Below are 25,318 nucleotides of genomic sequence, written 5' to 3'. Positions count from 1 at the left end.
GTAACGGGGGAACGCCGTGCGCATAGCCTATCTGGTCAACAAATATCCGGCGGTCAGCCACAGCTTTATCCGGCGCGAAATCGCCGCGGTCGAGGAAGCGGGCAGTTTCGTGCTGCGCTTTTCGATCCGCGCCGCGCCCGGTGCCCTGCCGGATGCGAAGGATCGCGCCGAGCTCGACCTGACGCGGGTCGTGCTGGCCAACGGGTTCGCCCCCCTCGCGCTGGATACGGTGCGGGTCGCCGCGGCCAATCCGTCACGGTTCCTGCGCGCGGTGCGGTTGGTCGGACGGGCAATTGCCGACGATCCGAAACGCGGGTGGAAACACTTCGCCTATCTGGCCGAAGCATGCTGGCTGGCACGCCGGCTGGACGGCGCACAACATGTGCACGCCCATTTCGGGACCAATCCCGCGGCCGTCGCGCGACTGGTCCATCATCTGACCGGCCTGCCCTACAGCTTCACCGTCCACGGCCCCGATGAATTCGACTCTCCCCGCGGGCTCGACCTGTCCGGCAAGATCGCCGACGCTCAACAGGTAATGGCGATCAGTTCCTATGGCCGCAGCCAGTTGATGCGCTGGAGCAGCCCGGCTGACTGGCACAAGATTTCGGTCGTGCGCTGCGGCGTGGACCAGCTTTTCACGGAAGAACCGCCACAGGCGGATCGCAGCCCGCCTATTTTGTGCGCGGTCGCACGGCTGAGCGCGCAAAAGGGTCTGCCGCTGTTGCTCGAAGCGGCCGCGCGGTTAAAGGCGCAAGGCCGGACGTTCCGGCTGGTGCTGGTCGGCGATGGCGAGATGCGGGACGAAATCGAAGCGCTGATCCAGCGCCGCGGCTTGTCCGAGACGGTGACGATCACCGGCTTCGTCGATGCCGGCCGCGTCCGCGAGATCCTGCTGACGTCCCGCGCGATGGTCCTGCCGAGTTTCGCGGAGGGTCTGCCTGTCGTGATCATGGAAGCGCTCGCGTTGCGCACGCCGGTGATCGCCAGCGCGATTGCCGGGACTCCCGAACTGGTCGACTCGACTTGCGGCTGGTTGATCCCGGCCGGATCGATCGACGCATTGGTCACGGCGATGGAGCAGGCGCTCGACGCGACGCCCGGCACGTTGCATGCAATGGGGGCGATCGGCCGGGGTCGTGTCCTGGAGCAGCATGATTCGGCGCGCAACGGCGCGCAATTGGCGGCTCAGTTCGCAGGAGCCGCGTAATGGGACCGTTCGACCTTGTCGCTGGCCTGGCCCTTGCCCCGATCGCGGCGATCGACGCGGCCTTCCTGCTCGAGACCGGCCTTGGCCTGTTGCCCGACCGCACCGTTCCGCCGCCGAAGCGTACCAAGCGAGTCGTCGTGCTGGTACCGGCCCATAATGAGGAACGGACGCTGGCGACCTCCGGCGCGGGGCTCGTGCGGTTGCAGGGGGCGTCGACCCGCGTGGTGCTGGTTGCGGACAATTGCACCGACGCCACCGCCGACACGGCACGCACGCTCGGGCTGGAGGTGGTCGAGCGGCATGATCCTGTGCGGCGCGGCAAGGGGTATGCGTTGGCGCATGGCCGCGACCACGTTGGCGCCACCCCGCCGGACGTGATCGTCGTGCTGGATGCCGATTGCGAGATCGATCCGGACGGGCTCGCCCGGCTGACCGATGCCGTGCTCGCGACCGGGCGCGCTGCGCAAGCCGCTTATCTGTTCCGCCCCGCCCCGACCGCGCCGCCGGTCGTCCAGATTTCCAACTTCGCGTTTTTCGTCAAGAACCGGATCCGGCAGCGCGGTATCGCGCGACTGGGCGGTGCGGCGATCCTGACGGGGTCGGGGATGGCGTTTCCGTGGAAGGACTATGCCGCGCTCGACCTGGCGACCGGCAACGTCGTCGAGGATCTCGCAATCGGGATCGGACTGATCGAGCTCGGGCATCCGGCGCAGTATCAGGACGGTGCGACCGTGCGATCGGATTGCAGCAGCGACGACGGATCGAGCACCCAGCGCGCGCGCTGGGAAGGCGGGTTTCTTGCGATGGCGCGACGGCACGGGCTTGGCTTGCTCGGGTCGGGGATCGTCCGCGGGAACTGGTCGCGATTCTGGATGGGGGTGCATTTGTGCGTGCCGCCGCTGTCGATGCTGCTCGCCGCGAATGTCGTCATGACCCTGCTGCTGGCGGTCGCCGCCCTGCTCGGCGTTTCGGCACTGCCGTTGATCCTTGTGGTCGTGCTGCTCGGGATGCTGGGAACGGTCGTGCTGCTCGCATGGGCGGGCGAAGGGCGGATGCATCTGCACCGCGATGCGGCGGTCCGGCTACCGCGCTATCTGATTTGGAAGCTCGCCATGTACGCCCGGCTGCTGACGGGACGACAGCGCGTAGCCTGGACGCGCACCGAGCGGATCGACCCCTGATCTCGATCCCGCCGGTGCGCTTCCCCGGTGAACCCACGTCTTCTTCAGCAGTTTGCCCCGCTCCTTCCCCGGTAGCCGTCAGTCCACGGCCATCCACGCGGGCGGCTGGTCGATCGCGTCGTCCCAGCGCGCAACGTGCGGGCGGAGGTCGGCAGCGCTGGGCAAGATTCCGTGCCGCAAAAGGTCGCGTGCTTCGTTGGCTACCGGGACATGCTTGCCCCCCAGCCCGACCGTCCGGCGCGCCAGAAACAGTGCGTGCCCGACGACCCAGTAGCTGCCTGCCAGGATCGCGCCGGTCCGCCCCCGGGTCCGCGCATACATCCGGCGCCGCGCCTCATACCAATAGCGGGGCAGCGGCGGCAGCGTGCGCGCGACCTTGCGATCGTAATTGATTCCGGTCGATGCGCCGCCGATATGCCGGACGCGGCTGACGGGTTCGTGCCGGATGCTCCATCCCGCCTTGGCCAGCCGCCACATCAGCTCGACCTCCTCGAAATAGAGGAAGAAGCCGGTATCGAACAACCCTGCCTGCTTCAGCGCCGCCCCGCGGAACATGGTGCTGGCCCCGGTGACCCAATCCGCCTCGCCGGGTTCGGTCACCAGCATCGGCTTGATCCCCAGCACGCGACGCATCGCGTCAAGCCGCGCGCCGCGGACCAGTTCGCGCAACGGCGACATCGCACCGAACGCGGATCCCGAAAGGCTGCCGTCCTCGTTGAGCAACAGGCTGCCGACTGCGCCGCACCGCGGATGGCGGTCGAGCACGTCGCGCAACGCGCTCACCGCGCCGGGCTCCACTTCGGTATCGGGGTTGAGGACGTGGAAATAGTCCGGCGCATCGTCGGATTGCAGCAGTCGCTGGATCGCCTGGTTGTTGGCCCAGCCAAAGCCGCCGTTGATCGGGAGCGCCAGCACGTCGACCCACCCGGCCAGGGCCGGATCGACGACACCGGCCTGCAGGACGTCCGCCGAATTGTCGCCCGATCCACCATCGACGATGACGACCCGGAGCGTGGGATTGCCGGCCCGTTCCGGGATCAGCGCGCGCGCTGCCGACAAGGCGAGCGCCGGTGTCCGATAATTGACGATGATCACCGCAATCTTCGTCGAAACGGCAGCTTCGGTCATCGAGCTTCCTTCATGATGCTCTTGGCCGGGATGCCGATTGCAACGGCGCCAGCCGGGACATCGCCCAGAACCACCGCATTCGCGCCGATCGCCGCGCCGTTGCCGATGCGCACGCGACCAAGAATCACCGCCCCCGCACCGACGTCGACACGGGTGCCGAGGATGGGCGCATCGTCGGGCGCATCCATCCGACGAATCCCGAGGGTGCAATTCTGCCGGATGACGCAATCGTCTCCGATCACGCTGTTACCGTGGATCACGATCCCGCCCTGATGCTCGATCACGACCCGTCGCCCGAGCGCGACCGAATAGGGCAGTTCGATACCATAGCCATTGCGACAGTGCCGGAACAGCATCCGGTACATCAGGCTGAACGGACCGCGCAGCGCCTTGGGGCCGATCCCCATGCGCCACACGCCGAAGCGGTGCACCGCGACCGCGCGGAACCCCGGGCGCGTCCAGTCACGACCATGGGCAACCCAGTCCTCGCGGATCTGCGCCCGTAACGATGCAAGACTGCTCATTCGTGTGCCGGGCCCCGATGATATTCGATCAGGTCCGACCGTCGCCCGGTCAGGCGCCCGACGTGAAAGCGCGCAAGACCGATCATCTCGGAGACCTTGCCGATCATCAGGAACAGCCCGGTCAGCATGGCCTGCCGCAGCGGCAGGGTACGGCGCAGCCGGCTGCCGATGCGCAAGACCTGGGCCGGCCAGATCAGCGCCAGCGCAAACGCAGCCAGCAGCCAGATCGGCCCGAGCACGATTGCCAGCAGCAGCATCGCCACCACCACCGCGGGGTATATTCCGCCCCAAACGAGGATGCTGCGGCATTGTCTGCGCCAGTAAGGGTCGTCCAACCCGGGATGGCGATCGGCGAGTTCCCCGAAAGCATGGCCACCGCGCTCTGCCCGGCGCCACCATTGCGCGAACCGCAGGATCGCGGCGTCGTGCACGGTCATCGCATGGTCGATCCGGTACAGACGCCAACCGGCCTTGCGCAGTCGGATCGACATGTCCGGATCCTCGCCCGCGATCATCGCTGTATCGTAGCCACCGATTGCGGACAGCGCATCGACCCGGACCATCACGTCGCCCCCACCCGACATCGCCTCGCCGATGGGGACATTCCATTCCTCATCGCAAAACGCATTGTAGAGCGAACGTTCGGGAAACCGCTCCCGACGTCGGCCGAAGACGAGCGCCAGGGTCGGGTCCGCCTGCAGCGCGTCGCGCGCGGCGTCGAGCCAACCCGGGGCAAGCTCGCAGTCGCCATCGACCATCTGGACATAGGCAAGGCCCGGAAAGTCCTGCAGCAATCGCTCGAACCCGGCATTGCGTGCGCGCGCCGCGGTGAACTTGGGCGGGACCGCGAGTTCCACCACCGTCACGCCCTGTGCCCGGGCCCACGCGACGCTGTCGTCGGTCGATCCCGAATCGACATAGACGCGCGCGGCGACGGCGCTGGTCGAGGCGATGCAACGTCGCAGGCGCTCGCCCTCGTTGCGGCCGATCATCACCACGCCGATCGTGGCGTCGCGCGAGTCCGGCAAAGGCGACACGATTCGATCCATGCGTTCGGCTAGCCTCAGTGGACACCCGCTTGTCAACCGCTTGACGCCCCCCCGCTCGACCTGTCACCGGGACGGACGATCATGACGGGGGAAAGATTGCCGTGACGCCAACGCGACGACAGCCCGACTCCGTGGCCAGCCCCTTCCCCCGGACGAGCTTCCTGGGGCTCGATTTCGACACGCCGACCGCTGCGCAGGTTGTCGCGTTTCTCGAGACACGGCGCGCGAGCGATCCGTTCGGCTACATCGTCACGCCGAACGTCGACCATATGGTCCAGATCGAGGCTCATCCCGAGCTTCGCCCGCTCTATCAAGGTGCGATGCTGTGCCTCAACGACAGTCGCATTCTCGCTCGACTCGCCAAGCTTTACGGTATTAGCTTGAGCGTAGTGCCGGGCAGCGACCTGATCGTCGCGCTGTTCGGATCTGTGTTGCAGGACGGGGACCGCCTGTGCCTCGTCGGCGGCAGCGATACGCTGGCGGGTCAATTGCGGTCGCGCTATCCGGGGATCACGCTGATCCATCACGCGCCACCGATGGGGCTGCGTCGCGACCCCGTCGCGCGCCAGGCCGCGGTTGCCGCCGCGGCAGCGGCGCAGGCGCGTTTCACGCTGCTTGCGGTCGGTGCACCGCAGCAGGAAATCCTGGCGGCCGAGATGGCAGCGGCGGGAACTGTCACGGGAACGGCCTTCTGCATCGGTGCGGCGGTCGACTTCATCGTCGGTGCGCAGGTCCGCGCGCCGCGGATCGTCCAGCGGGCCGGGATGGAATGGTTCTGGCGGCTTGCCGGAAACCCCCGCCGGTTGGGACGGCGGTATCTGGTGGAAGGTCCGAAGATTTTCCGTATTGCACTGCGCTGGCGCGCCGCGCAGCGACGCCAGCCCAGACCCTGAAACGGAGCCCTGCCGAGAAGCGGTCCGCTTCCGGCAGGGCCGGCCGATCAGAACACGAAGTCGCTGGCGAGGACGCCGCTCGTCGACTTCACGGTCAGCACGATGTCCGCGATCCCGTCGCCGTTGGTATCCGCGGACACCAGCCAGTCGTTTCCGCTCGCCTGCACGCGCAGCTCGCCCGCCCGCTTGGTGAAGTCTGCCGATCCGACGAAGCTGAACGCATCGCGGGTCGCGGTCGCGCCATTGGCGTCGATCGCACTAAGGTCGATCTTGTCACCCTGCCCCGCCCCGAGCACGACCGTCGCGGATGTTGCCGCCGTCGCGCCGAGATCGCCCGGCAGGAAGCGGTAGGTATCCGCCCCGGTTCCGCCGTCGAGATAGTCGTGACCGCCACCGCCATACAGGACGTCGTTGCCGGCATCGCCGAACAGCTGATCGTCGCCGGTCCCGCCGTAGAGTGTATCATTGCCGGCGCCGCCATGGATCACGTCGTTGCCGCCGCCGCCGCGCAGGATGTTGTCGGCGTAGTTCCCCCACAGCGTGTTGTTGCCGCTGTTCCCGGTGCCGTTGATCGGCGCGATGCCGTCCAGCCACAGCGTCTCGACATTGTCCGACAAGGTATAGCTGACCGACGCGTGGACCACGTCATTGGTGCCCCCGCCCGGCAGTTCGATCACCTTGTCGTTGACGTTGTCCACCATGTAGGTGTCGTTCCCGTCGCCGCCGTACATCGTGTCGGCGCCAGTGCCCCCGTCAAGGACGTCGTCGCCGGCATTGCCGTACAGCGTGTCGTCACCCGCGCCGCCCCACAGGTAATCGTTCCCGGAACCGCCCGTGATGACATTGGCGCTGGCCGTGCCCATGCCGATGAAATTGGAGGTGCCGAGATAGCGCAGGTTCTCGATGTTGGCCGACAACATGTACGTCGACAGCGTGGTTTCGACCGTGTCGGTGCCGCCGTTGGCGAGTTCGATCACCTGATCCGCGTAATTGTCGACGACATAGGTATCGTCGCCCGCGCCGCCGGTCATCTTGTCGGCACCGGTCCCGCCGTTCAGATAGTCATTGCCGTCGCCGCCGAGGAGCGTGTCGTTCCCGGCGCCACCGATCAGCGTGTCATTGCCCGCGCCACCCGACAGGATATCGTTGCCTGCGCCCCCGGTGATGACGTTGTCGAGCGCATTGCCCGTCCCCGTGAAGGCCGCGGTGCCGGCGTAGGTCAGATTCTCGACGTTATCTCCCAGCGTATAGCTGGCAAGCGTCGTGCGCACTTCGTCGGTCCCGCCGCCGGCGAGCTCGGTGACCACGTCGCCGACATTGTCGACGATGTAGGTGTCGTTGCCGGCCCCGCCGCGCATCGTGTCCGCGCCAGTGCCGCCGTCGAGCACGTCATCGCCGGCACCACCGATCAGCATGTCATTGCCCGCGCCGCCAGACAGCGTGTTGCCGCTCGCACCGCCGGTGATGACGTTGTCGAGCGCGTTGCCCGTCCCCGTGAAGGCCGCGGTGCCGGTGTAGGTCAGGTTCTCGACATTGTCCCCCAGCGTATAGCTGGCAAGCGTCGTGCGCACTTCGTCGGTCCCGCCGCCGGCGAGCTCGGTGACCACGTCGCCGACATTGTCGACGATGTAGATGTCGTTGCCGGCCCCGCCGCGCATCGTGTCCGCGCCGGCGCCACCGTCGAGCACGTCATTGCCGGCACCACCGACCAGCGTGTCATTGCCCGCCCCGCCCGACATCGTGTTGCCGTTCGCACCGCCGGTGATGACGTTGTCGAGCGCGTTGCCCGTCCCCGTGAAGGCCGCGGTGCCGGTGTAGGTCAGGTTCTCGACATTGTCCCCCAGCGTATAGCTGGCGAGCGTCGTGCGGACCTCGTCGGTCCCGCCATTCGCGAGCTCGGTAACGACGTCACCCGCATCGTCGACGATGTAGACGTCGTTGCCGGCGCCACCGATCATGGTGTCGGCGCCAGTGCCGCCATCGAGATAATCGGCGTCGCTGCCACCGATCAACCGGTCCTGCCCCGCGCCGCCGCTGAGCGTGTTATTGCCGTTCCCGCCGACGATGACGTTGTCGAGCGCATTGCCCGTACCGACGAACGCGCCCGTACCGGCGAAGGCCAGGTTCCGTGTCGTGGCATCCAGCGTATATTGGTTCAGCGTGGTCGCCGCATCCATCCTGTCTGCGGAAAATACCGTCGCGACCGGCGCGGCGGCGACGTTGCCGGCCTTCGCCAACGCGACCAGCGCATCGTATTTGACGCTACCGGTATCGTAGGTGCTGTCCAGCGCGCCCCATTCGCCCCATTTGGAAGAAGCCCCGACGTTGTTGAACGCGTTCAGCAATGTGCCGCCGGCGGCGGTGAAGTCGGCCGCCATGATCTTATACAGGTCCGCCATGCGCGGGTCCGTGTTGATCTTTTCCATGAACGCCTGGATCTCCGGCTGCGCAGCAGCCGAATATTGGTACGACGTCATGGAGATCCCGCCTTCGTAGGCGACGAGATTCAATCCGAGCTTCGACGCAACGGCGCCCTGATACTGCTCGACCGTCTTGTAATAAGCCAGGTTACCCTTGAGCGCGGCGAACGCAGCATCAAGACCCGAACTTCCCGATCGCGCCCACGACAGCAATTGGTCTTCGGTGGCGCTGTTCATATCGAAATAGGTCGTGATCGCGTAGTCGTCGAACAGCTTGGATACATTCCCGACCCGCGCGACGCCTTTGAGAATCGAATTTTCGAGCCCCGTATAAGCGGTCTGGGTAGCGAGCACGCCCTGCTCCCGGCTCGGCGCGTCCGAAAAGATCGATTTCGCGATCGTGGCGATCTGGGCGGACCGATAGCCGTAATATTGCATGTAGCCGTCGCCGACATGCTCGGCCGGATTGGACGAGTCGATCTTCCCGTCGCCGTTGACATCCTTGCCGAACAACTTGTCGCCCATTTCAAGGGCGTAATGCGACTGCCCAAATCCGAAGTTCCAGACCTCGTTTGAATATTCGACCTTCACCTTCAACGCAGGGTCCAGGTTGTCGTGAATATACTGCATGGCTTTGGTGACATAAGCGTCGTCAGCCTGCGCCGGAACGTTGTACCACATGTCCGTATGGGTCTTGTTGGCCAACGCGACCATGACCTCGATCGGCACCGTCGACCAGGACGCCGAATTGAGCGTCGCGCGGCTATCCCAAGTGGTCTGGCCCGACCCGTTCGTCGCGCCCCAATCCATGAACCGCAAATCGGCGAACGGACTGATCTTGTCGAGGAAGGCCGGATTGAAGATCTCGCCGGCATCGAACATGGCAAGTTGGTCCTGCCGAACGATATGTATATTGGACGGCGGATTTGCGGCATTGATCGAATTGATGCTGAACTGCGCCTGATTTCCGCCGCTATACTTGAAGACGATCTCGCCCGGCTTTTTGCTGATGACCTGGCTCGACGAGATATCGAAGGTTGCTTCTCCGGTATACCGCAGGACATACACATCCGGCATCGACAAGGACGCTGGATCGAGTTCGATCATTGCGTACATGTTCGTCGCCGACGACGGCATGGCGGTCGGGTACCCGTTTGCATCCAGGGGCGGGCTGCCCAAAGGTGTGTAGTTTTTGTCGCGAGCGGTCCACGATCCCGACGTCTTGTAGCGGTCCAAAAAGGGAAACTGACTGCCATAATAGCTTATGCCCGCCAGGTTCATGCCAATAGCAGTTGAGTCGGTCATCTTTTCTTCCCCAAAGTCAGCGCTCTGGCGGCTTTTCTAACAAGGGCGGGGTGTCAGAATCGATATCCAGTAAGGTTAACGTAGCGAAAACGAGTTGCCGGTCTGCCCTTCCGGGTATCGGCATGCTCGGCTGCACCCGCCGCCGTGCGTCGGCAGACTTTCCTCAGCCGGCAAACGTCCGTAGGAGCGAGGCTTAGCCGCCTCCGATCGTCCATGGCCACCCTGACTCCGAGCACCTCATGCTAGCACTCGCCAAGAATTTCGCCTACCTAGAGATCATGCTCCTAATGGGCTGGGCGGCCTATTTCCTATGCTTGAGCACGCAGTCCAAAAAGGAGGTTGGCCACTTTCCGCTTATAGTGCTCTCGTCCTTCTACCTGTGCCTCTTCTTTTTACCGTTGTTTTTGCTGATTCACATTGCCCTGTTGTTGCTGCCATTGCTGCTGGCCCGCACGCGGGGCCAATTACTGACCGTAATGATCGTTGGCTGCCTGGGGATCCCCACGCTTTCCTTTTCCTTGACCACCGGCGGGATTTACTTGTTCGACTGGCCGACGCACGCAACGTTGGGTCTTGGTGGCCTGATGGCGTTGGCAACTACCCGTCGGGATCCTCGATCGGAGTCGACCCACCGCAATGTGTCGGTCATTATTTTCCTCGTCCTCATGATCTTTATCGCCCTGCGAGGAACAAGCTCGACGAACTGGCTGCGGCAGACGGCCGCAGTCCTTCTCACGTACGGCATTCCGGTGTTCGTCATCGGCAATTGCCTGCGATCGCCCGCCGACCGAAGGACGCTGCTTTCAACCCTTACCGGCATGGGAAGCATGCTAGCGGTCGTGCTGACCTATGAAGCACGCGCGCACTGGCCGCTATTCGTAAGCCTTTACAACAAATTCGATATCAGCCTGCCAGGGTTGGTGGCGAAGTTCCGCGGGGGCGCGATGCGCGCTTATGGTCCGCTCGACGAATCCACCGCGGCCGGCTTTGCCCTCGTCATCGCGTTTGCGGCCGCTCTGGCATGCGGCCAGGACTTCCGACGCGGGCCTGCGCGATACGCGATCCCCGCCCTGATGATGCTGGGGGTGTTGGCACCGCAATCACGGGGGGGCGTCCTGGGGATGGCGACCGTGATTCTCTGCTATGCCTTCTACCGATATGGCACCGCTGGGTTGCTGAAAGCAGTAGCCGTCCTAGTGCCGTTCGCCACCGCCTATCTCGTCCGCAACAGCTATAAAGCGGGGCAGTTGACCGACACTCAGGTAACTGTCGATTATCGACAGCAACTGTTTGCAAGGGGGGTCCAGGAGTTCTGGAAGCACCCCATTGCGGGCGACACCATGAGCAACGTGAGCAATCGATTGATCGACCTGAAACAGGGCGAGGGCATCATCGATTTCGTCAACAGCTATCTGTATTTTGCACTGGCAACGGGGTTCGTCGGCCTTTTGGCATTTTGCTTTGTCATGTTCTATCCGCCGGCCACCCTTTTCCTCCGTCGCCGGAAATGGGTCCGCGATCCGTCGACGATCGCCTTCGGCGCGTTCGCCTTCGGAGCGCTGATGGCCGCCAGCGTGATGCTGGTGTTCACGTCGATTCCCACGCGTCCCATGATCATAGTGCTCGCGATCGCCGGAGCGGCACTGGCGTTGCGTGCTCCCATGGCGCGACCAACGACCGCCGTAAAACCCCGTCGACCCGAACCCCGTGGCGCACCGGAAGCCGTCTAGCGGCAGCCGGGATCAGCCTTGCGAACAGCGGTCAGAAATAGAAGAACTTTACCGCCACGGACATGACGACGATCAGCAAGAGGCACACGGCGTCGACCTTCGCCGAAAACAGCCCCTCCTTCGCCGCCATATAGGCGACATAGGTGTACCCGAGGAAGGTGCCGGCACCGCCGCCGATCAGCATTCCGATCGTGCCACCGATGTAGAATCCGGCAACCGTACCGACCACGCGCGTCACCATGAAGACCGCCATGAGATTGGCGTACAATCGCACCTTGCCCAATGCCATGAACGCGCTCTGATAACCGGCGGCCACGATACCAATCGGACCGGTAACGCAAAGCAACGCCATGAACCCTGCCGCCGCGTGATAGCGCCCGTCGTAGAGCGACCAAATGATCGGCCCGGCCGCAAGCGCCAGAACGAAAAATAGCGGCAACGAGCTGATCAGGATTCGCGTCCGGATCTTGTCGAACGTCCCGAGAAACCGCTCTTTCCCGTGGACGCGCGCTTCCGACAGCGCCGGAAACCCGACGAGATTCTGCACCTGCGCGGCCAGTTCGGCTGGCATCGTCGCAAAGGTCTGCGCAATGCCCAGGATACCCAGCGTCTCGATGGGAATGAGTCCGCCCTGGATCGCGCGGATGCCTTGGCCGCCCAGGAACGTCACCATCGTCGACACGAAGATCCAGCGGCCGAAACTCAACAGCTTCTTTGCAGCCACGGGGTCGAGATAAAGACGATGACGGTGCCCCGGCAGGGCGACGAACCCGAGTGCGGTATAGGCCAGTGCACCCACCACCGCACCGTAGGCCAAGGCCCATACGGAACCCAGCAACCACGCGAACAGGGCAGTGATCGTCAACGTCATGAACTGACCGACGACCTGGACCGTCGTCAACGCGCCGAGATGCAACCGCTTTTCGCGCAGCGCCAGGGTGGTCGATCCAAATCCGTTGATCGCGGCGGTCGCTCCTAGGACGCACAGCAGCGGAAACAGGATCGGCTGACGGTATAGGAGCGCGGCGGGCCAGGCGATCAGGCAGCATACGCCCCACAGAATGAAGCCGCGAATGACCTGCACCGTCCAGGCGGTGTTGAGATAGCTCTCACTTCCGCCTTCTTCACTCTGCACGATCGCCGGCTTGATACCGATATCGCTGAACATCGCGATCCCGATCAGGATCACGTTTGCCAGCGTCATGAGCCCAAATGCTTCCGGGAACAGCAATCGTGTCAAAACGAGATTGGACGCAAGCTGCAGGACCCGCTGCAGCCCGAAGCCCCCAACCGCCCAGACGCTCGCCAGCGTTGCCCGCTGGCGCAAACTTTGTGCGTTGGAAGCCCAGTTCGTCAAGCGAGCAACAACCATCAGACATTCTACCGCTGGGAAAGGGACATTGGGGATCAGACAGAATAGCGCCAATTCTCGGCCGCCTGCGACGATACGTTGGTATTACGGTCGTAAACAGGGACACAAGGATGGCCAGCAAGGTTGGCCGCGTATATAGGTCGCCCATGCTGATCGATAGACGAAATCTTCTCCGCTGGTCCGGCGTCAGCGCGAGTGCACTGGTGTTCGGGGCTTGCGCGCGCGCCGGCTTGGGGGATGCCGCGTGGCCGGGGCCAGACGTTCCTGCAGGACAGGTTCCAAAACTGCCCATCGGGATGAACCTGGCCGGCGTCTCCGACTACGGCGCCGGCTTTCCGTTCCGCAATCTGATGTGGGGCGCTCGCATGTGGATGACGCACAATGCGGACGGCAGCGGCCCTTGGGACACCCAGAAACAAGATCTGTTTAGCTTCGATGCGGACGGCTACCCACGCGCGGTGCCGGTCAAGCAAGGCGGGTCCCTGCCGGACCAGGCCGTCTTCACGCTGCTGCCCAATACCCTCAAGAGCGGCAAATACGTCCTGCTGTATGATGGTGACGGAACGTTCGCCGGCGTGGCAAGCACCCGTGTCATAAGCCAGAGCCGTGGCCGAGTGGTGCTCCACATGTCGCATGACGGAAAGTTGGTCGAAGGCTTTTTCATCAACCGCTCCAATCCGGCGGACCCGGTACGCAACATCCGCGTGGTCGCTTTGGCAGATGAACATATCGACCTTGCCGCCGACCCTTTCCTGCCCGAGTTCCTCGAATTCTGCCGCCCATTCCATGTCCTGCGCTTCATGGATTGGGGCATCACGAACGGATCGATCGAAGAGGAATGGAGCAACCGGCGCCGACCAACCTTCTATACGATGACCGGGACGAGCGGGGATCCGGACGATACGCAAGGCCATGCCCCGAACGGCTTTGCGCGCCATTTTGCCGGCGGCGTCGCCTACGAGATCATGATCCAGCTTGCCAATACCCTCGGGATCGATCCCTGGATCTGCATCCCTCATCGCGCGACCGACGACTATGTCGCGCAATTGGCGAAGCTCATCCACACCAAGCTCGACCCCAAGCGGAAGATCTATGTGGAGGTTTCCAACGAGATCTGGAACTTTCAATTCTACCAGACGGGCTGGATGCTCCATTCGCGGCGCCTCGGGGATATGGTCGAGGCAACGGGCGAAAAGGCGTGGGACGACGATGCCAAGACCAAGGGCACGAACCATCCGGCCCGGATCGGCGCGCTGTTCGGTCACGTGTTCCAGCTATGGCAGCGTGCATGGCCTGCAACGGACCGGGCCCGCTACGTTCGGGTGTGCGCGACGCAGACCGCATGGCTCGATGTCGCCTTGCGGACCATCGACTCGTGCATGGCCCATGGCGGGTGCGATGCCGTCGCACAGTCCGGTTATTTCGGTGCGGGCGACGAGCAATATGCGCGCTGGGAAGCCCGCGGCGCCGCGCTGACGGCAGAGGAAGTCATCAACGACATGCGGATCGTCATCCGCAAGCAGGCGGAGCCGGGAGCGGCGCTGACGGCTGCGCAACATGCCAAGAAGCTCGGGTTGCGGTACGTCGTCTACGAGGGGGGGCAGCATCTGCAACCCAAGGGGCAAGCCGACTTACCCTATAACCCCGCCTTGGGTGCCGCGCAGAGCCAACCGGGGATGTATGACCTGTATTTGGATACATTACGCCTAGAGGTGCATCTTGGCTGCGATCTCTTCTGTGCCTTCAACAGCATCGGGGGTCAGGGGTCGCGTTACGGAAGCTGGGGTGTCGTGAGCAGCTATGACCAGCCGAGTGCCACCGCCCCCAAATACAGGGCGTTGCTCGCGGCCAACACGGTCCGCGCTTAAACCTGCAACGGCGCAGCGTCAGGCCGGTCGGGGCCGGCAGCCCCAATGGCGCTTTCCCCGTACGCTCCGGGACGTCGGCGCAAGGAGCGGGCGGGCAAGAAGGGGTCCCTGTTCCCCCCAGCCCTGCCCGTCCCCTCCTCGGTTCGCCCTTAGCGCTCGTGCAGCGCCGTCCCGCGCGCCTCGTCGATCGGGCTGGTCAGATAACTGAAGAAACTGCGGTCACCGGTCACGATGTCTGCGGTCACCATCATGCCCGGCGTGAGCGGAACGTCGCGATCCCCCCGCGACATGCGCGTGCGGTCGAGCGCGACGCGCAGGACATAGACCGGACCGAGCTTGTCGTCATCGACCGCGTCGGGGCTGATCCCCAGCACATGCCCTGGAATCAGACCGTAGCGCGCGAATGGGAACGCATCGAGCTTGACGCCCACCTTCTGCCCGACATTGACGAAGCCGGCATCGCGATTGAGCAGTTTCACTTCGGCGACGAGCTTTCCGTCACCCGGCACGACCGTCATGATGGGCTTGGCCGCCTCGACCACGCCCCCTTCGGTATGCACCGAAAGCTGCCCGATCGTACCGGAAACCGGCGCACGCAGCGCCTGCAGCGTTGCCCGTTGCGTCGTCTTCACCAACTCATCCTGGCGCAACCGCATTTCGGCGGTCGCCTTGACCAGTTCGTCCAGCAGGGCCGATCGCGCATCGGCCCGCGCCTTGGCCGAATTGCTCGCCGCACCGCCCGCCTGCGCTGTTGCGCGGCGGATCGATTGCAGCGCCGAGTCGCGGTCGCGAACCTGCGAGATCCGCTGGCGGCGCATCTCCAGCACCTTCAGTTTCGAGACGAACCCCTTGGCCAGCAATTGCTCGTTGGCGGAGATCTGTTCGTCGAGCAGCGGAAGCGTCTCGGTCAACTTTGCAGCTTCCGCCCGGGCCGCGCCGATCTCCGCGCTGGCAACGGCGTTCCCCGCGGCCTGCGCCTGGATCGAGGCATTGACCTCGGCGAGCTTGGCGCGCGCCAGCGAAACCTGGAGCGTGGCTGTCGCCGCGTCCGTTCCCGCAGGCGCGGCGAAGCGGAAGCCCTTGCCATCAAGCGCGTCGATCACCGCCCGAGTGCGGGCGACTTCGAACGATACGGTGTCCAGCGACTTGCGCGCCTGCGCCGCTTCGGCCGTCGATACCGTCGGATCGAGCAGCACCAGCACCTGCCCCTTGCGGACATGGTCGCCGTCATGGACCAGGATGCGCCGCACCACCCCCGCCTCGGCAGGCTGGACCAGCTGAACCGCGCCGGTCGGCACGATGCGACCCTGTGCCGACGCGATAATGTCGGTCCGGCCCAGCGCCAGCCACAGGCCCAGCGCAGCAACCCCGGCCAGCAGCACCTTGGCGGTGACCCGGGCGGTGGGCGATACCGGCCGCTCGATCACTTCGAGCGCGGCCGGCAGGAACGCTGCGTCCTCGATCCGCAAGCGTCCGACGTTGCGGGCCTTTTCCTCGGCGATCGTGGCGGTGATCATCCGCCAGTTGGTCGTCAGCGCGTTCATGCGGCGATATCCTTCAGGCCCGATTGGCGACGGTGCAGCTCGGCATAACGGCCACCCAGTCTGATAAGCTCTTCATGCGTTCCGATTTCGACGATCTTGCCCTTCTCGAGCGCGACGATGCGGTTGCAGTCGCGCACCGCGGACAGGCGATGCGCGATCACGACGACCGTGCGCCCCTTGGTGATCGCGCTGAGATTGTTGCGGATGATCTCCTCGCTCTCGGCGTCCAGCGCGGAGGTCGCCTCGTCCAGGATTAGAATCCGCGGGTCGGTGACGAGCGCCCGCGCGATAGCGATCCGCTGGCGCTGCCCGCCTGACAGGTTGACGCCGCGTTCGACGATCGGCGTGTCATAGCCCTGCGGTTGTTGCAGGATGAAGCCGTGCGCGCCGGCCAGATTTGCCGCGCGCATCACCCGGTCGAGCGGCATCGCCGGATTGACCAAAGCGATATTCTCGCGGATCGAGCGGTTGAACAGGATGTTTTCCTGCAGGACCACGCCGATCTGGCGACGCAGCCACGTCGGATCGACCTGCGCGATGTCCATCCCGTCGATCAGCACGCGGCCGCTTTCGGCGAGATACAGCCGCTGGAGCAATTTGGTCAGGGTCGACTTGCCCGACCCCGAGGATCCGACGATCCCGATCGATTCACCCGGCGCGATGTCGAGCGAGACACTGTCGAGCGCCGGCGGACTGTCGACCGCATAGCGGAACCGCACCGCATCGAAGCTGATTGCCCCCTTCATCGCCGGGAGCGTGACCCGCGACGACGCCTGCGGCTCGACCGGATGGTTGAGGATGTCGCCCAGCCGTTCGACCGAGATGCGCACCTGCTGGAAATCCTGCCACAATTGCGCGAGCCTGATGACCGGGCCGGACACACGCTGCGCGAACATGTTGAAGGCGACGAGCCCGCCGAGCGTGAGGACGCCGCCCATCACCGCCTTGGCCCCGAAGAACAGGATCGCGGCGAAGGTCAGCTTGGAAATCAGCTCGACCGCCTGGCTGCCGGTGCTGCCGAGGTTGGTGACCCGGAGCGACGCGGCGCTGGTGGCGGCGAGCTGGCGTTCCCAGCGATCCTGCCACTGCGGTTCGACCGCGGCGGCCTTGACCGTCTGGATGCCGCTGACGCTTTCCACCAGCAGCGCGTTGCTGGCGGCGCCGCGCTCGAACTTCTCTTCGATGCGCTGGCGGAGCGTCCCCGTAACGGCGACCGACACCACGATATAGCCGACCAGGCTGACCGCGACGATTCCGAACAGCGCGGGCGAATAGATCAGCATCGCGACCATGAACACACCGATGAACAGCGGATCGACCAGCACGCTGAGCGACGCGGTCGTCAGGAATTCGCGGATCGTCTCCAGCTGACGGACCCGCGTCACGGTGTCGCCCACGCGGCGCTTCTCGAAATAGCTGAGCGGCAGCGCGAGCAGGTGGCGGAACAGGCGGGCGCCGAGCTCGACGTCGATTTTCTGGCTGGTTTCGGAATAGACCCGGCTGCGGATCCAGCCGAACATGGTTTCCCACACGGAAACGGCGACGAAGCCGACCGCGAGCACGTTGAGCGTGGTCTGGGCATTGTGCGCCAGCACCTTGTCGATCACGTTCTGGAACAGCAGCGGCGCTGCCAGGCCAAGCAGGTTGAGCGCAAAGGTGATCAGCAGCACTTCGCCGATCAACCGGCGATACCGCACGATCTGGGGCACGAACCAGCTGAGATCGAAACGCCCCTTCCCCGCGCCGCGCGCCTCGCGCGTGGTGAGGAGGATGAGCTCCCCGTCCCACAATGCATCGAGGGCGGCGCGGTCGACCTTTTCAACCTGGTTGCCGGGCCGCTGGATCAGCACTCCGTCCTCGACCAGCCGACCGATCACGAACCAGCCTGCCGGCCCGTTGGCGAGCGCGGGGAGCGGCTGGCGGGACAGGCGACCGGGTTCGACCGTGACCGCCTTCGCCTTGGCGCCTTCCTGGCGACGTGCAAGCCGGATGATGTCGCGCGCGGTCAGCGCTTCGGCATGCCCCAGTTCGTGCCGCATTTGCGCGGGATCGACCGAAACGTTCTGGATCGCGAACAACAGGGCTAGCGCGCGGAGGCCGGATTCGGGATCTGTTGGCCTTGCCTGTTCCGGGCCAAAGGCTTCGGACAATCGTTGTTCGACGCTCTCGTGCAGTTTCATGAATGCGGACCTGGCTGCCTTGGGATGCAGCCGATGTGCCTGACATTGGTAAAGATTATGGTAACGATGCCGGGCCGTGGCGCGCCCCGACACCGCGTCTCGTCACAGCACCAAGGCCTTCGGCGACGACGCTGCGAAGCCACACCGGCTGTCGGCCGGCACGCACAATTTTGCGAAAGTTCCATGACTGTGGAAAAAAAGTTTCCACAGAAGGACGGCGCCCCCTTTTCGTTTACGTTACCATATGCCACGGTCTGTCAACGGCGCACGGTAAACGATGCACCGGGATAAATTACTCCTAGGAGAGTGAGTTAGACGATGATGTTGGCTGCCACGCTTTCGCGTTCCGGACGCGCCGCCCGACGCATTCCAGCCGCCCGGCCAGCCACGCTGCGGGACGCGTCTCAGCAGCCGATCGATATTTTCATCGAAAACCTGTCCGCCGTCGGGTTTGGCATGTCGACATTGGCCGATCTACCCCATGGCGCTCGCGTGAGCCTTCGACTGGCCGGGATCGGTCCACGGGAGGCGCAGGTCGTGCGACGGCTTGGCCTGAGTTACGGTTGCGAGTTCGCTCGGCCGCTCGACGCCAACGATTTGGCGACTGCGCTCGATGCCGGGGCGGTGGTCAATGGGCGTTTCGGCTCTGAAGACGAGAAGTCTTCCGGGAGCGCAGATACGACGCGCGTTCCCCCGCTCGGCCGCATCGCCGTTTTGTGCAGCGTGAACATCCTGTTGTGGAGCACGATCATCTTCAGCTTGCGGGCCTTCATCGCTTGACATCGGCTATAACGCGCAGAATTAACCTAATAGACCGATGTCGTCGCCTCCGCTTACACATACCAATAGTGCTCAATCCTAGTATTCTGAAAATGCTGATTTAATGGATGTGGCATCGGTCTTGCTTTAGCAGACGCGATGTCTTTGGTGTCCGTTATCGACCCCGGGCTCGAGTGAAGCGTTTGCAGCTGTTCTCGCGCAAGGGGTTTATCCATGATTCGCAATCTGTTTTCGTCCGCAATTCTCAAGAGCGCGCTCGGCGCGTCCGCCTTACTTCTCTCGACGACGTCGGCGCACGCCGTCGTGAGCACCTTTGCAACGTTCACCTCGCTGAACTCGAGCAAGAACATCAGCCTCGTCAACGCAGGACCGAGCGGCATCGGAGCGACCGTCTACTCGACCAGCACCGACACCGCGACGAGCGCCGGCGTATCCAAAGTCCAGTTCAGCTTCATTCAGCCCGGCATCAGCACGTATATCAACAATGTGGTTGCTGACTTCACTCTCAATGCGAACATCACGAAGCCGCTGACCGAGGTCGACGGGACCTTCACGCAGCCGGTCTTCTCGGGCACGATGACCTTCCTGAGCACGACCGCCATCACCTTCGTCGGCGCGGACTCAATCACACAGACGCTGGCTGCCGGATCGAACCTGCTCACGCTGAACTTCAACGCCAAGATCTCGGGCGATGAGTTCGGCAGCACCGCCACTTTTGGCGCCTCGACCGCAGCGCACAACTACAACATCACGTACACGTCTGACTTTCTTGATTTCTCCAGCGTGATCAACAAGGATTTCTCCACGTCCTTCACCGCGCTGACGCCTGCGCTCACCAAGGCAGCCAACGGCAGCCTGGACAGCTTCCGCGCTACCATCGGCGGACAGTTTTCCTCCGACCCGGCGCCGCTGATCGTCAGCACCGTTCCCGAGCCAGCAAGCTGGGCCCTGATGGTCACTGGCTTCATGATGCTCGGCGTAGCCTTGCGGCAGCGTCGCAGCACGACCGTCGCGGCAGCCTGATCGCCACGGACGTGATCGTTCAGATCCCCGGTCGGGCAACGCCTGAACGAGCGTGAGGTACCTGGCCGGCGTGCCATGACGATGTCATGGCACGCCGGTTTTGGGACGTCCCGGACTGAGGTTGGCGTACAGACGACCGCGCCTCCCCCGACGGCGTGATGCCTTGCTGGACCGATAGCTGCCGTGCTGGCCTTATATCCGCCCCGCCACGCGGTCTTCGCCTCCAGGTGCGGATGGGGTCGCTGACCGGACCTCGGACCGGTTTCGACTCCTTGGTCCTACGCTGCTGGGCGGCCGCTCGGCATAGCCAAGCCAAGATCGAGACCGCGACGGGTCCGACACAACGCCTGTTTCTCGAAACCCGCGCCACGGGACGGCCACACGGGCCAGGTGAAGACATCCTTCGACCGGAACCACCTGCACCAAGTGTCAGCTGTGCTTACAGATAGAAAAAGACGGCGCACCTTACAGCTTTGATTCAGTTGCAATGACGTGTTTTGCACGATTATTGCAGGACGTATTGTTGGATCGACAGTGTATAGCCGTTACACCATCCGAGTTACGCGTTTTCAGCCATGAGCGTGTAAGGATTGTTGAAATGTCTCAGGGGATATTATTGCGACTTAATATTGCTTTGATCGCCGTGACCGCATCGCTTGCGCCTGTCTCGGTCGCGAGCGCACAAGTGACGACGTTCGCGACTTTCAGTTCGCTGAATTCGCAGAAAGATGTCAGGTTGATCAACTCAGGTACCGCCGCCACGCGTACGGAAGATGCCCGGCTCTTCACCTCCAATAGTCCAAGTTCTACGACGGTGGGGAGCACGCAGGTCAAATTCAGCTTCCTTCAGAGCGACCTCAGCCCTTTCGTGAACGGCGTCGTTGCGAACTTCACGCTCGATGCAAAAGTTGACAAGGGCGCACCGGCCACGACCATCGGGAGCGTTATCGTTCAACCGATCGTGTCAGGCAGCATGACGTTCATCAGTGCCAACGACATTACGGTCACCGGCCCCAACTTCGCGACGCACACCTATCTGGCGGGATCGAACCTTCTGACGGTGACGTTCGACGGATTCATGTCCGGGGGCAAAAACGGTAGCCAGACGACTCTCGGGGGCTCGACGGAGGCCGACAATACCGTGAGTTTCACCTCCGATTTCCTCGATTTTTCGGACGTGAGCAGTGGCGATCTGTCCGCAAGCTTCACGGCATTGACAACCAAACTGGGCTTGGGGGCGAACAACTCGCTTGCCACCTTCAGCGCTACCGGCGGCGGACAATTTTCTGCTGACCCGGCCCCGAAGATCATCGGCCTGGTCCCCGAACCCGCAAGCTGGATCATGATGGTCGCCGGTTTCGCGATGCTCGGCGTTGCCTTGCGGCGCCCCGTACCGCTCCGGCTTCGGAGTCGCTGATCATCCGCAGAACGGCGTATTCGGCCAATTCGGGCGCCACCATCGCCCGCGCGCACGAGACCTTCCGTGCCCCGATCGCTCCGGGGCACGTTTTTTTTGTTCGTTTTCCCCGTTGACCTTCACGGGCAATCGCGTCGACCAAATTGCCCCAAGGCTGCAACAATTCTATACGCTTCAGTCATGACTACGGTGTAGACACCGGCCGTGTTGTTGTTCTGGATCCTCGTCGCCGCTGGCGCCGCCTACGCCTTGCTGGCGGCCTGGCGCATATCCCTTGGCACCGGACCCGGCCGGGCGCCGCTGCTGGTGCTCGCCTTCGTCGGGATGTCGGCTTTGGCCCTGTCGGGACTGACGCAAAGCCCCCTGCTCGTGATTACCGCGTATTTTCTGCGCAACGTGACGTGGCTGGCCTATCTGTCGACCGCCACCCAGCCCTTGGCCGATCCCGCTGGCCGTCGCACGCACAGCGCCGTGCTGCTGGCGATCCTCGCCGGCGCGGGGGCCTGCGCTGCCCTGATCGGGGCGATGCAAACGCCGGACTCGTCGGGCACGGTGCCGTGGCTGCTGGTGACGATCGGATGCCGGCTGCTCTTCGCGATCGGCGGGATCATCTATCTCCACAATCTCTACAACGGCTTGACCAGCAGCAGTGGCACCGGATTCCGGCTGATCCTGTTCGGGTTGGGCATGCTGTGGGCGTATGATCTCAACCTCTATACGGTCAGTCTGCTCGGCTATTCCGTAGCAAATCCGCTCGCCACGGGACGCCCGATTCTCGCCTTGCTTCTGGTGCCCCTCTTTCTCGTTGCGGCCCGGCGGCAGGAGCATTGGAAGATCGCGCTTTCCCGCAAGGCGACGTTCCAGTCGCTCTCGCTGGTCGCGATCGGCCTGTACTTCGTGAGCATGTCGGTGGTTGCCCGTTCCGAATCGTTCTTCGCGGGTTCGGCCGGCCCAATGCTGGCGGTCGGTTCGGTAATGGGTCTTTCCGTCGTCGGCGCCTTCCTGCTCTTCTCGACCCGTGCGCGCGCCTGGCTCAAGGTCGTGATCGTCAAGAACCTGTTCAGCCACCGCTACGACTATCGCGCGGAGTGGCTCCGCTTCAGCGCGACGATCTCGGATTCGAGCGGCTCTGCCTTGTCGCTGGAAGAGCGCGTCGTGAAGGCCGTTGCCGATATCACCGAATCGCCCGCCGGGTTGCTGCTGCTGACGAGCGACCGACAGAGCTTCGATGTGGCGGCTGGATGGTGCTGGGGCCATCGTACACCGCCCCCGAGCGGCCCGATCCACTTCCCCGAGGCCGAATTGCATCTGCTGCAACAGGGCTTGATCGTAACGCTCGACCCGGAAGGCGGGCGCGGCGGTCCAACCCGGGAAGACCAGTCGGACCTCGCCATGATCGGGGATGCCTGGGTCGCGGTACCGTTGATCTGGCTGTCCGCGATGATCGGCGTCGTCATTCTCGCCAAGCCCCGGCTCCAGCGCGCGCTCGACTGGGAGGATTTCGACCTGCTGAAGGTGATCGGGCAACAGGCGGCCGTGCATATCTCGGATGCCCACAATCAGCTCGAGCTCGAGGAAGCGCGCCGGTTCGAGGAGTTCAACCGCCGTTTCGCCTACATCATCCACGACATCAAGAATGTCGTCAGCCAATTGTCGCTGCTTGCCAGCAACGCACAGCAGCATGGGTCGAACCCCAAATTCCAGGCCGAGATGAGCCGCAGCCTGACCAGTGCGGTCCAGAAGATGAACGTCCTGCTATCCCGCCTATCGCCCGACCGCGTGTTGCAATCGGCGGTGCCGGCCAGCATCGACGTGGATCGTCTGATCGACGCGATCGTGTCGAGCCGGGTGGACCGGCGCTCGCTGTCGGCCGGCGCGCGCTCGGGCGCTCAGGCCCGTGGGGATCTCGAAAAGCTCAAGCTCGCGATCGAGCATCTCGTCCAGAATGCGATCGAGGCCAGTCCAGCGGATCAGCCCGTGATCCTGTCCGCGACCGCAGCCGGGTCGCATTGCCATATCACAGTCGCCGACACGGGCGTCGGCATGTCCGCGGACTTCATCCGGAAGGGCTTGTTTAAGCCTTTCGTTTCTACAAAAGGGGGCGGGTTCGGGATCGGCGCGGCAGAGGCCAAGGCCCTGGTTTCCGGAATGGGGGGATCCCTGCGTGTGGCCAGTACCGAGGGCCATGGCAGCATCTTCACGATCGAACTTCCGCTCAGCGACGCGCGTGATTAGGGTATGGCGGACATGGTCGATACAAACGGAAAACCGAAACTTCTGATCGTCGAAGACGATCTCGATCTCCAGGCGCAGCTCGAATGGGCCTTCACCGACTACGACGTCGTTGTTGCCGGTGATCGCGCCGCCGCACTGACCGCCCAGCGGACCGAAAACCCGGCCGTGATCACGCTGGATCTTGGGCTGCCGCCTGATCAGGACGGCACGTCCGAAGGGTTCGCAACGCTGCGCGAACTGATCGCGCACAATCCCGCGGTCAAGGTCATCGTCGCGTCCGGGCACGAAGCGCGCGAAAGTGCCCAGAAGGCGATCGCGCTGGGTGCGTATGATTTCTATTCGAAGCCGATCAATATCACCGACCTGAGCCTGATCGTCGCGCGAGCGTTCCACCTGGCGGAAATCGAGGCGGAGAATCGCCGCCTCGCGGAACAGGCCGATCAGCTTGCGAGTGCGGACGGAATCATCACCGGCGCACCGCAGATGTTGACCGTCCTGCGCACGATCGAAAAGGTCGCCGATGTCGATGCCTCGGTCATGCTGCTCGGCGCATCGGGCACGGGCAAGGAACTGCTCGCCAAGGCGATCCATACCAAGAGCGCGCGCGCGCGCGGCAATTTCGTCGCGATCAATTGTGCGGCGATCCCGGAGTCGTTGCTCGAATCCGAGCTGTTCGGACACGAAAAAGGGGCGTTCACCGGCGCCGTGAAGGCGACGATCGGCAAGATCGAGCTGGCGAACGGCGGTACGCTGTTCCTCGACGAAATCGGCGACGTGCCCTTCGCGATGCAGGTCAAGCTGCTACGCTTTCTGCAGGAGCGCGTGATCGAGCGGGTCGGCGGTCGCAAGCCGATCCCGATCGACGCGCGGGTCGTGACGGCCACGCATCAGGACCTCAAGACGCTGATGCAAGACGGACGTTTCCGCGAGGATCTGTACTTCCGGCTGGCCGAAATGGTGATCCGTATCCCGTCCCTCGCGGAGCGGCCGGGCGACGCGGTGCTGCTGGCCCGCTATTTCCTGCGCAAGATGAACACCGGGAAACAGGCGAAGATCAAGGGATTTGCACCGGACGCCCTCACCGCCATCAACAATTGGCCCTGGACCGGAAACGTTCGGGAGCTGGAGAATCGGATCCGTCGCGCGACGATCATGGCCGAAGGCTCGATGATCACCGCGCAGGATCTCGATTTCGAACAGACCGGTTTGGCAATGGAGCGCACCGAATTGCGCGTTGCACGGGAGCGTGCGGACCGTTCGGCCATTGCGTCGGCAATCGCGCTGAACGACGGCAATCTCTCGGCGGCGGCGCGCGATCTCAATATCTCGCGGCCGATGCTGTACGATCTGCTCAACACCTATGGCATGGCGAAAAGCTGACAACGCGTCGCGCGCGTCGAGGGCATGCGATGCTCCTGCGCAAGCAGCAGTCCAGGATTACGAGCGCGCCGGGCGCACG

Annotated in this window: 17 protein-coding genes; 10 read left to right on the top strand and 7 right to left on the bottom strand. The window is 63.8% G+C overall.

Annotation, left to right across the window (positions count from 1 at the left end):
* The first annotated feature begins 16 nt into the window (after positions 1-16).
* Together L8K25_RS12580 and L8K25_RS12575 are read left to right on the top strand one after the other, a co-directional pair.
* Positions 17-1,210 (top strand): glycosyltransferase, encoded by a 1,194-nt coding sequence (locus L8K25_RS12580; RefSeq protein ID WP_242139339.1) that lies wholly within the window; start codon positions 17-19, stop codon positions 1,208-1,210.
* Positions 1,210-2,391, top strand: coding sequence for a glycosyltransferase family 2 protein (locus tag L8K25_RS12575; protein WP_242139338.1), 1,182 nt, complete (start codon positions 1,210-1,212; stop codon positions 2,389-2,391). The genes L8K25_RS12580 and L8K25_RS12575 overlap by 1 nt, the downstream gene beginning before the upstream one ends.
* 78 nt (positions 2,392-2,469) lie before the next feature.
* Here the strand turns inward: L8K25_RS12575 and L8K25_RS12570 are convergent, their stop codons facing one another.
* From L8K25_RS12570 to L8K25_RS12560, 3 genes are read right to left on the bottom strand one after another with little or no spacing between them, the layout of a single operon-like run.
* Positions 2,470-3,519 carry a glycosyltransferase family 2 protein gene (locus L8K25_RS12570; RefSeq protein ID WP_242139337.1) on the bottom strand — a complete coding sequence of 350 codons (1,050 nt, stop codon included), beginning with the start codon at positions 3,517-3,519 and terminating at the stop codon, positions 2,470-2,472.
* Positions 3,516-4,043 (bottom strand): serine acetyltransferase, encoded by a 528-nt coding sequence (locus L8K25_RS12565; RefSeq protein ID WP_242139336.1) that lies wholly within the window; start codon positions 4,041-4,043, stop codon positions 3,516-3,518. The genes L8K25_RS12570 and L8K25_RS12565 overlap by 4 nt, the downstream gene beginning before the upstream one ends.
* Complete coding sequence (locus L8K25_RS12560; protein WP_242139335.1) at positions 4,040-5,080, bottom strand: glycosyltransferase family 2 protein; 1,041 nt, start codon at positions 5,078-5,080, stop codon at positions 4,040-4,042. Before L8K25_RS12560 ends, L8K25_RS12565 begins: the two co-directional genes overlap by 4 nt.
* A 143-nt stretch (positions 5,081-5,223) precedes the next feature.
* Between L8K25_RS12560 and L8K25_RS12555 the strand changes: the two genes are divergently transcribed.
* Entirely contained in the window at positions 5,224-5,985 is a 762-nt protein-coding gene (locus tag L8K25_RS12555) for a WecB/TagA/CpsF family glycosyltransferase (protein ID WP_242139334.1), read from the top strand.
* Positions 5,986-6,032: 47 nt separating this feature from the next.
* Here the strand turns inward: L8K25_RS12555 and L8K25_RS12550 are convergent, their stop codons facing one another.
* On the bottom strand, positions 6,033-9,521 hold the full coding sequence (locus tag L8K25_RS12550) for a calcium-binding protein (RefSeq protein WP_242139333.1): 3,489 nt from the start codon (positions 9,519-9,521) through the stop codon (positions 6,033-6,035).
* Between the two features lie 428 nt (positions 9,522-9,949).
* Between L8K25_RS12550 and L8K25_RS12545 the strand changes: the two genes are divergently transcribed.
* Positions 9,950-11,440, top strand: a complete 1,491-nt coding sequence (locus tag L8K25_RS12545) for an O-antigen ligase family protein (protein WP_242139332.1) — start codon at positions 9,950-9,952, stop codon at positions 11,438-11,440.
* A gap of 31 nt (positions 11,441-11,471) precedes the next feature.
* Here L8K25_RS12545 and L8K25_RS12540 read toward each other — a convergent pair whose 3' ends face one another.
* Entirely contained in the window at positions 11,472-12,812 is a 1,341-nt protein-coding gene (locus L8K25_RS12540; RefSeq protein ID WP_242139331.1) for an oligosaccharide flippase family protein, read from the bottom strand.
* Between L8K25_RS12540 and L8K25_RS12535 the strand changes: the two genes are divergently transcribed.
* On the top strand, positions 12,773-14,680 hold the full coding sequence (locus L8K25_RS12535) for a hypothetical protein (protein WP_242139330.1): 1,908 nt from the start codon (positions 12,773-12,775) through the stop codon (positions 14,678-14,680). The two genes, L8K25_RS12540 and L8K25_RS12535, sit on opposite strands and share 40 nt — an antisense overlap.
* 149 nt (positions 14,681-14,829) lie before the next feature.
* On the opposite strand, the gene L8K25_RS12530 is transcribed toward L8K25_RS12535, so the two are convergent.
* Positions 14,830-16,224, bottom strand: coding sequence for an HlyD family type I secretion periplasmic adaptor subunit (locus tag L8K25_RS12530; RefSeq protein ID WP_242139329.1), 1,395 nt, complete (start codon positions 16,222-16,224; stop codon positions 14,830-14,832).
* The gene (locus tag L8K25_RS12525; RefSeq protein WP_242139328.1) at positions 16,221-18,404 is read right to left on the bottom strand and encodes a type I secretion system permease/ATPase; all 2,184 of its coding nucleotides are present in this window, start codon (positions 18,402-18,404) and stop codon (positions 16,221-16,223) included. Before L8K25_RS12525 ends, L8K25_RS12530 begins: the two co-directional genes overlap by 4 nt.
* 318 nt (positions 18,405-18,722) lie before the next feature.
* Between L8K25_RS12525 and L8K25_RS12520 the strand changes: the two genes are divergently transcribed.
* From L8K25_RS12520 to prsR, 5 genes are all read left to right on the top strand, one after another.
* Positions 18,723-19,184 (top strand): PilZ domain-containing protein, encoded by a 462-nt coding sequence (locus L8K25_RS12520; protein WP_242139327.1) that lies wholly within the window; start codon positions 18,723-18,725, stop codon positions 19,182-19,184.
* A gap of 213 nt (positions 19,185-19,397) precedes the next feature.
* Positions 19,398-20,207 carry a PEPxxWA-CTERM sorting domain-containing protein gene (locus tag L8K25_RS12515; protein WP_242139326.1) on the top strand — a complete coding sequence of 270 codons (810 nt, stop codon included), beginning with the start codon at positions 19,398-19,400 and terminating at the stop codon, positions 20,205-20,207.
* 598 nt (positions 20,208-20,805) lie between these two features.
* On the top strand, positions 20,806-21,624 hold the full coding sequence (locus tag L8K25_RS12510; RefSeq protein WP_242139325.1) for a PEPxxWA-CTERM sorting domain-containing protein: 819 nt from the start codon (positions 20,806-20,808) through the stop codon (positions 21,622-21,624).
* A gap of 204 nt (positions 21,625-21,828) precedes the next feature.
* Positions 21,829-23,859 carry an XrtA/PEP-CTERM system histidine kinase PrsK gene (gene prsK, locus L8K25_RS12505; RefSeq protein ID WP_242139324.1) on the top strand — a complete coding sequence of 677 codons (2,031 nt, stop codon included), beginning with the start codon at positions 21,829-21,831 and terminating at the stop codon, positions 23,857-23,859.
* Positions 23,860-23,871: 12 nt separating this feature from the next.
* Positions 23,872-25,239, top strand: coding sequence for a PEP-CTERM-box response regulator transcription factor (gene prsR / locus L8K25_RS12500; protein WP_242139323.1), 1,368 nt, complete (start codon positions 23,872-23,874; stop codon positions 25,237-25,239).
* The last annotated feature ends 79 nt before the right edge of the window (positions 25,240-25,318 follow it).

Source organism: Sphingomonas sp. TREG-RG-20F-R18-01, from assembly GCF_022662475.1.
GTDB lineage: Bacteria > Pseudomonadota > Alphaproteobacteria > Sphingomonadales > Sphingomonadaceae > Sphingomonas.
This window is presented reverse-complemented; position numbering and strand designations above follow the sequence as displayed.

Bases quoted from the DNA above. Each gene is read 5' to 3' on its own strand.
- L8K25_RS12545 (WP_242139332.1), top strand. From the start codon at position 9,950: ATGCTAGCACTCGCCAAGAATTTCGCCTACCTAGAGATCATGCTCCTA.
- prsR (WP_242139323.1), top strand. From the start codon at position 23,872: ATGGTCGATACAAACGGAAAACCGAAACTTCTGATCGTCGAAGACGAT.
- L8K25_RS12510 (WP_242139325.1), top strand. From the start codon at position 20,806: ATGTCTCAGGGGATATTATTGCGACTTAATATTGCTTTGATCGCCGTG.
- L8K25_RS12540 (WP_242139331.1), bottom strand. From the start codon at position 12,812: ATGGTTGTTGCTCGCTTGACGAACTGGGCTTCCAACGCACAAAGTTTG.
- L8K25_RS12530 (WP_242139329.1), bottom strand. From the start codon at position 16,224: ATGAACGCGCTGACGACCAACTGGCGGATGATCACCGCCACGATCGCC.
- L8K25_RS12520 (WP_242139327.1), top strand. From the start codon at position 18,723: ATGATGTTGGCTGCCACGCTTTCGCGTTCCGGACGCGCCGCCCGACGC.
- L8K25_RS12570 (WP_242139337.1), bottom strand. From the start codon at position 3,519: ATGACCGAAGCTGCCGTTTCGACGAAGATTGCGGTGATCATCGTCAAT.
- L8K25_RS12565 (WP_242139336.1), bottom strand. From the start codon at position 4,043: ATGAGCAGTCTTGCATCGTTACGGGCGCAGATCCGCGAGGACTGGGTT.
- L8K25_RS12525 (WP_242139328.1), bottom strand. From the start codon at position 18,404: ATGAAACTGCACGAGAGCGTCGAACAACGATTGTCCGAAGCCTTTGGC.
- L8K25_RS12550 (WP_242139333.1), bottom strand. From the start codon at position 9,521: ATGTACGCAATGATCGAACTCGATCCAGCGTCCTTGTCGATGCCGGAT.
- L8K25_RS12515 (WP_242139326.1), top strand. From the start codon at position 19,398: ATGATTCGCAATCTGTTTTCGTCCGCAATTCTCAAGAGCGCGCTCGGC.
- L8K25_RS12575 (WP_242139338.1), top strand. From the start codon at position 1,210: ATGGGACCGTTCGACCTTGTCGCTGGCCTGGCCCTTGCCCCGATCGCG.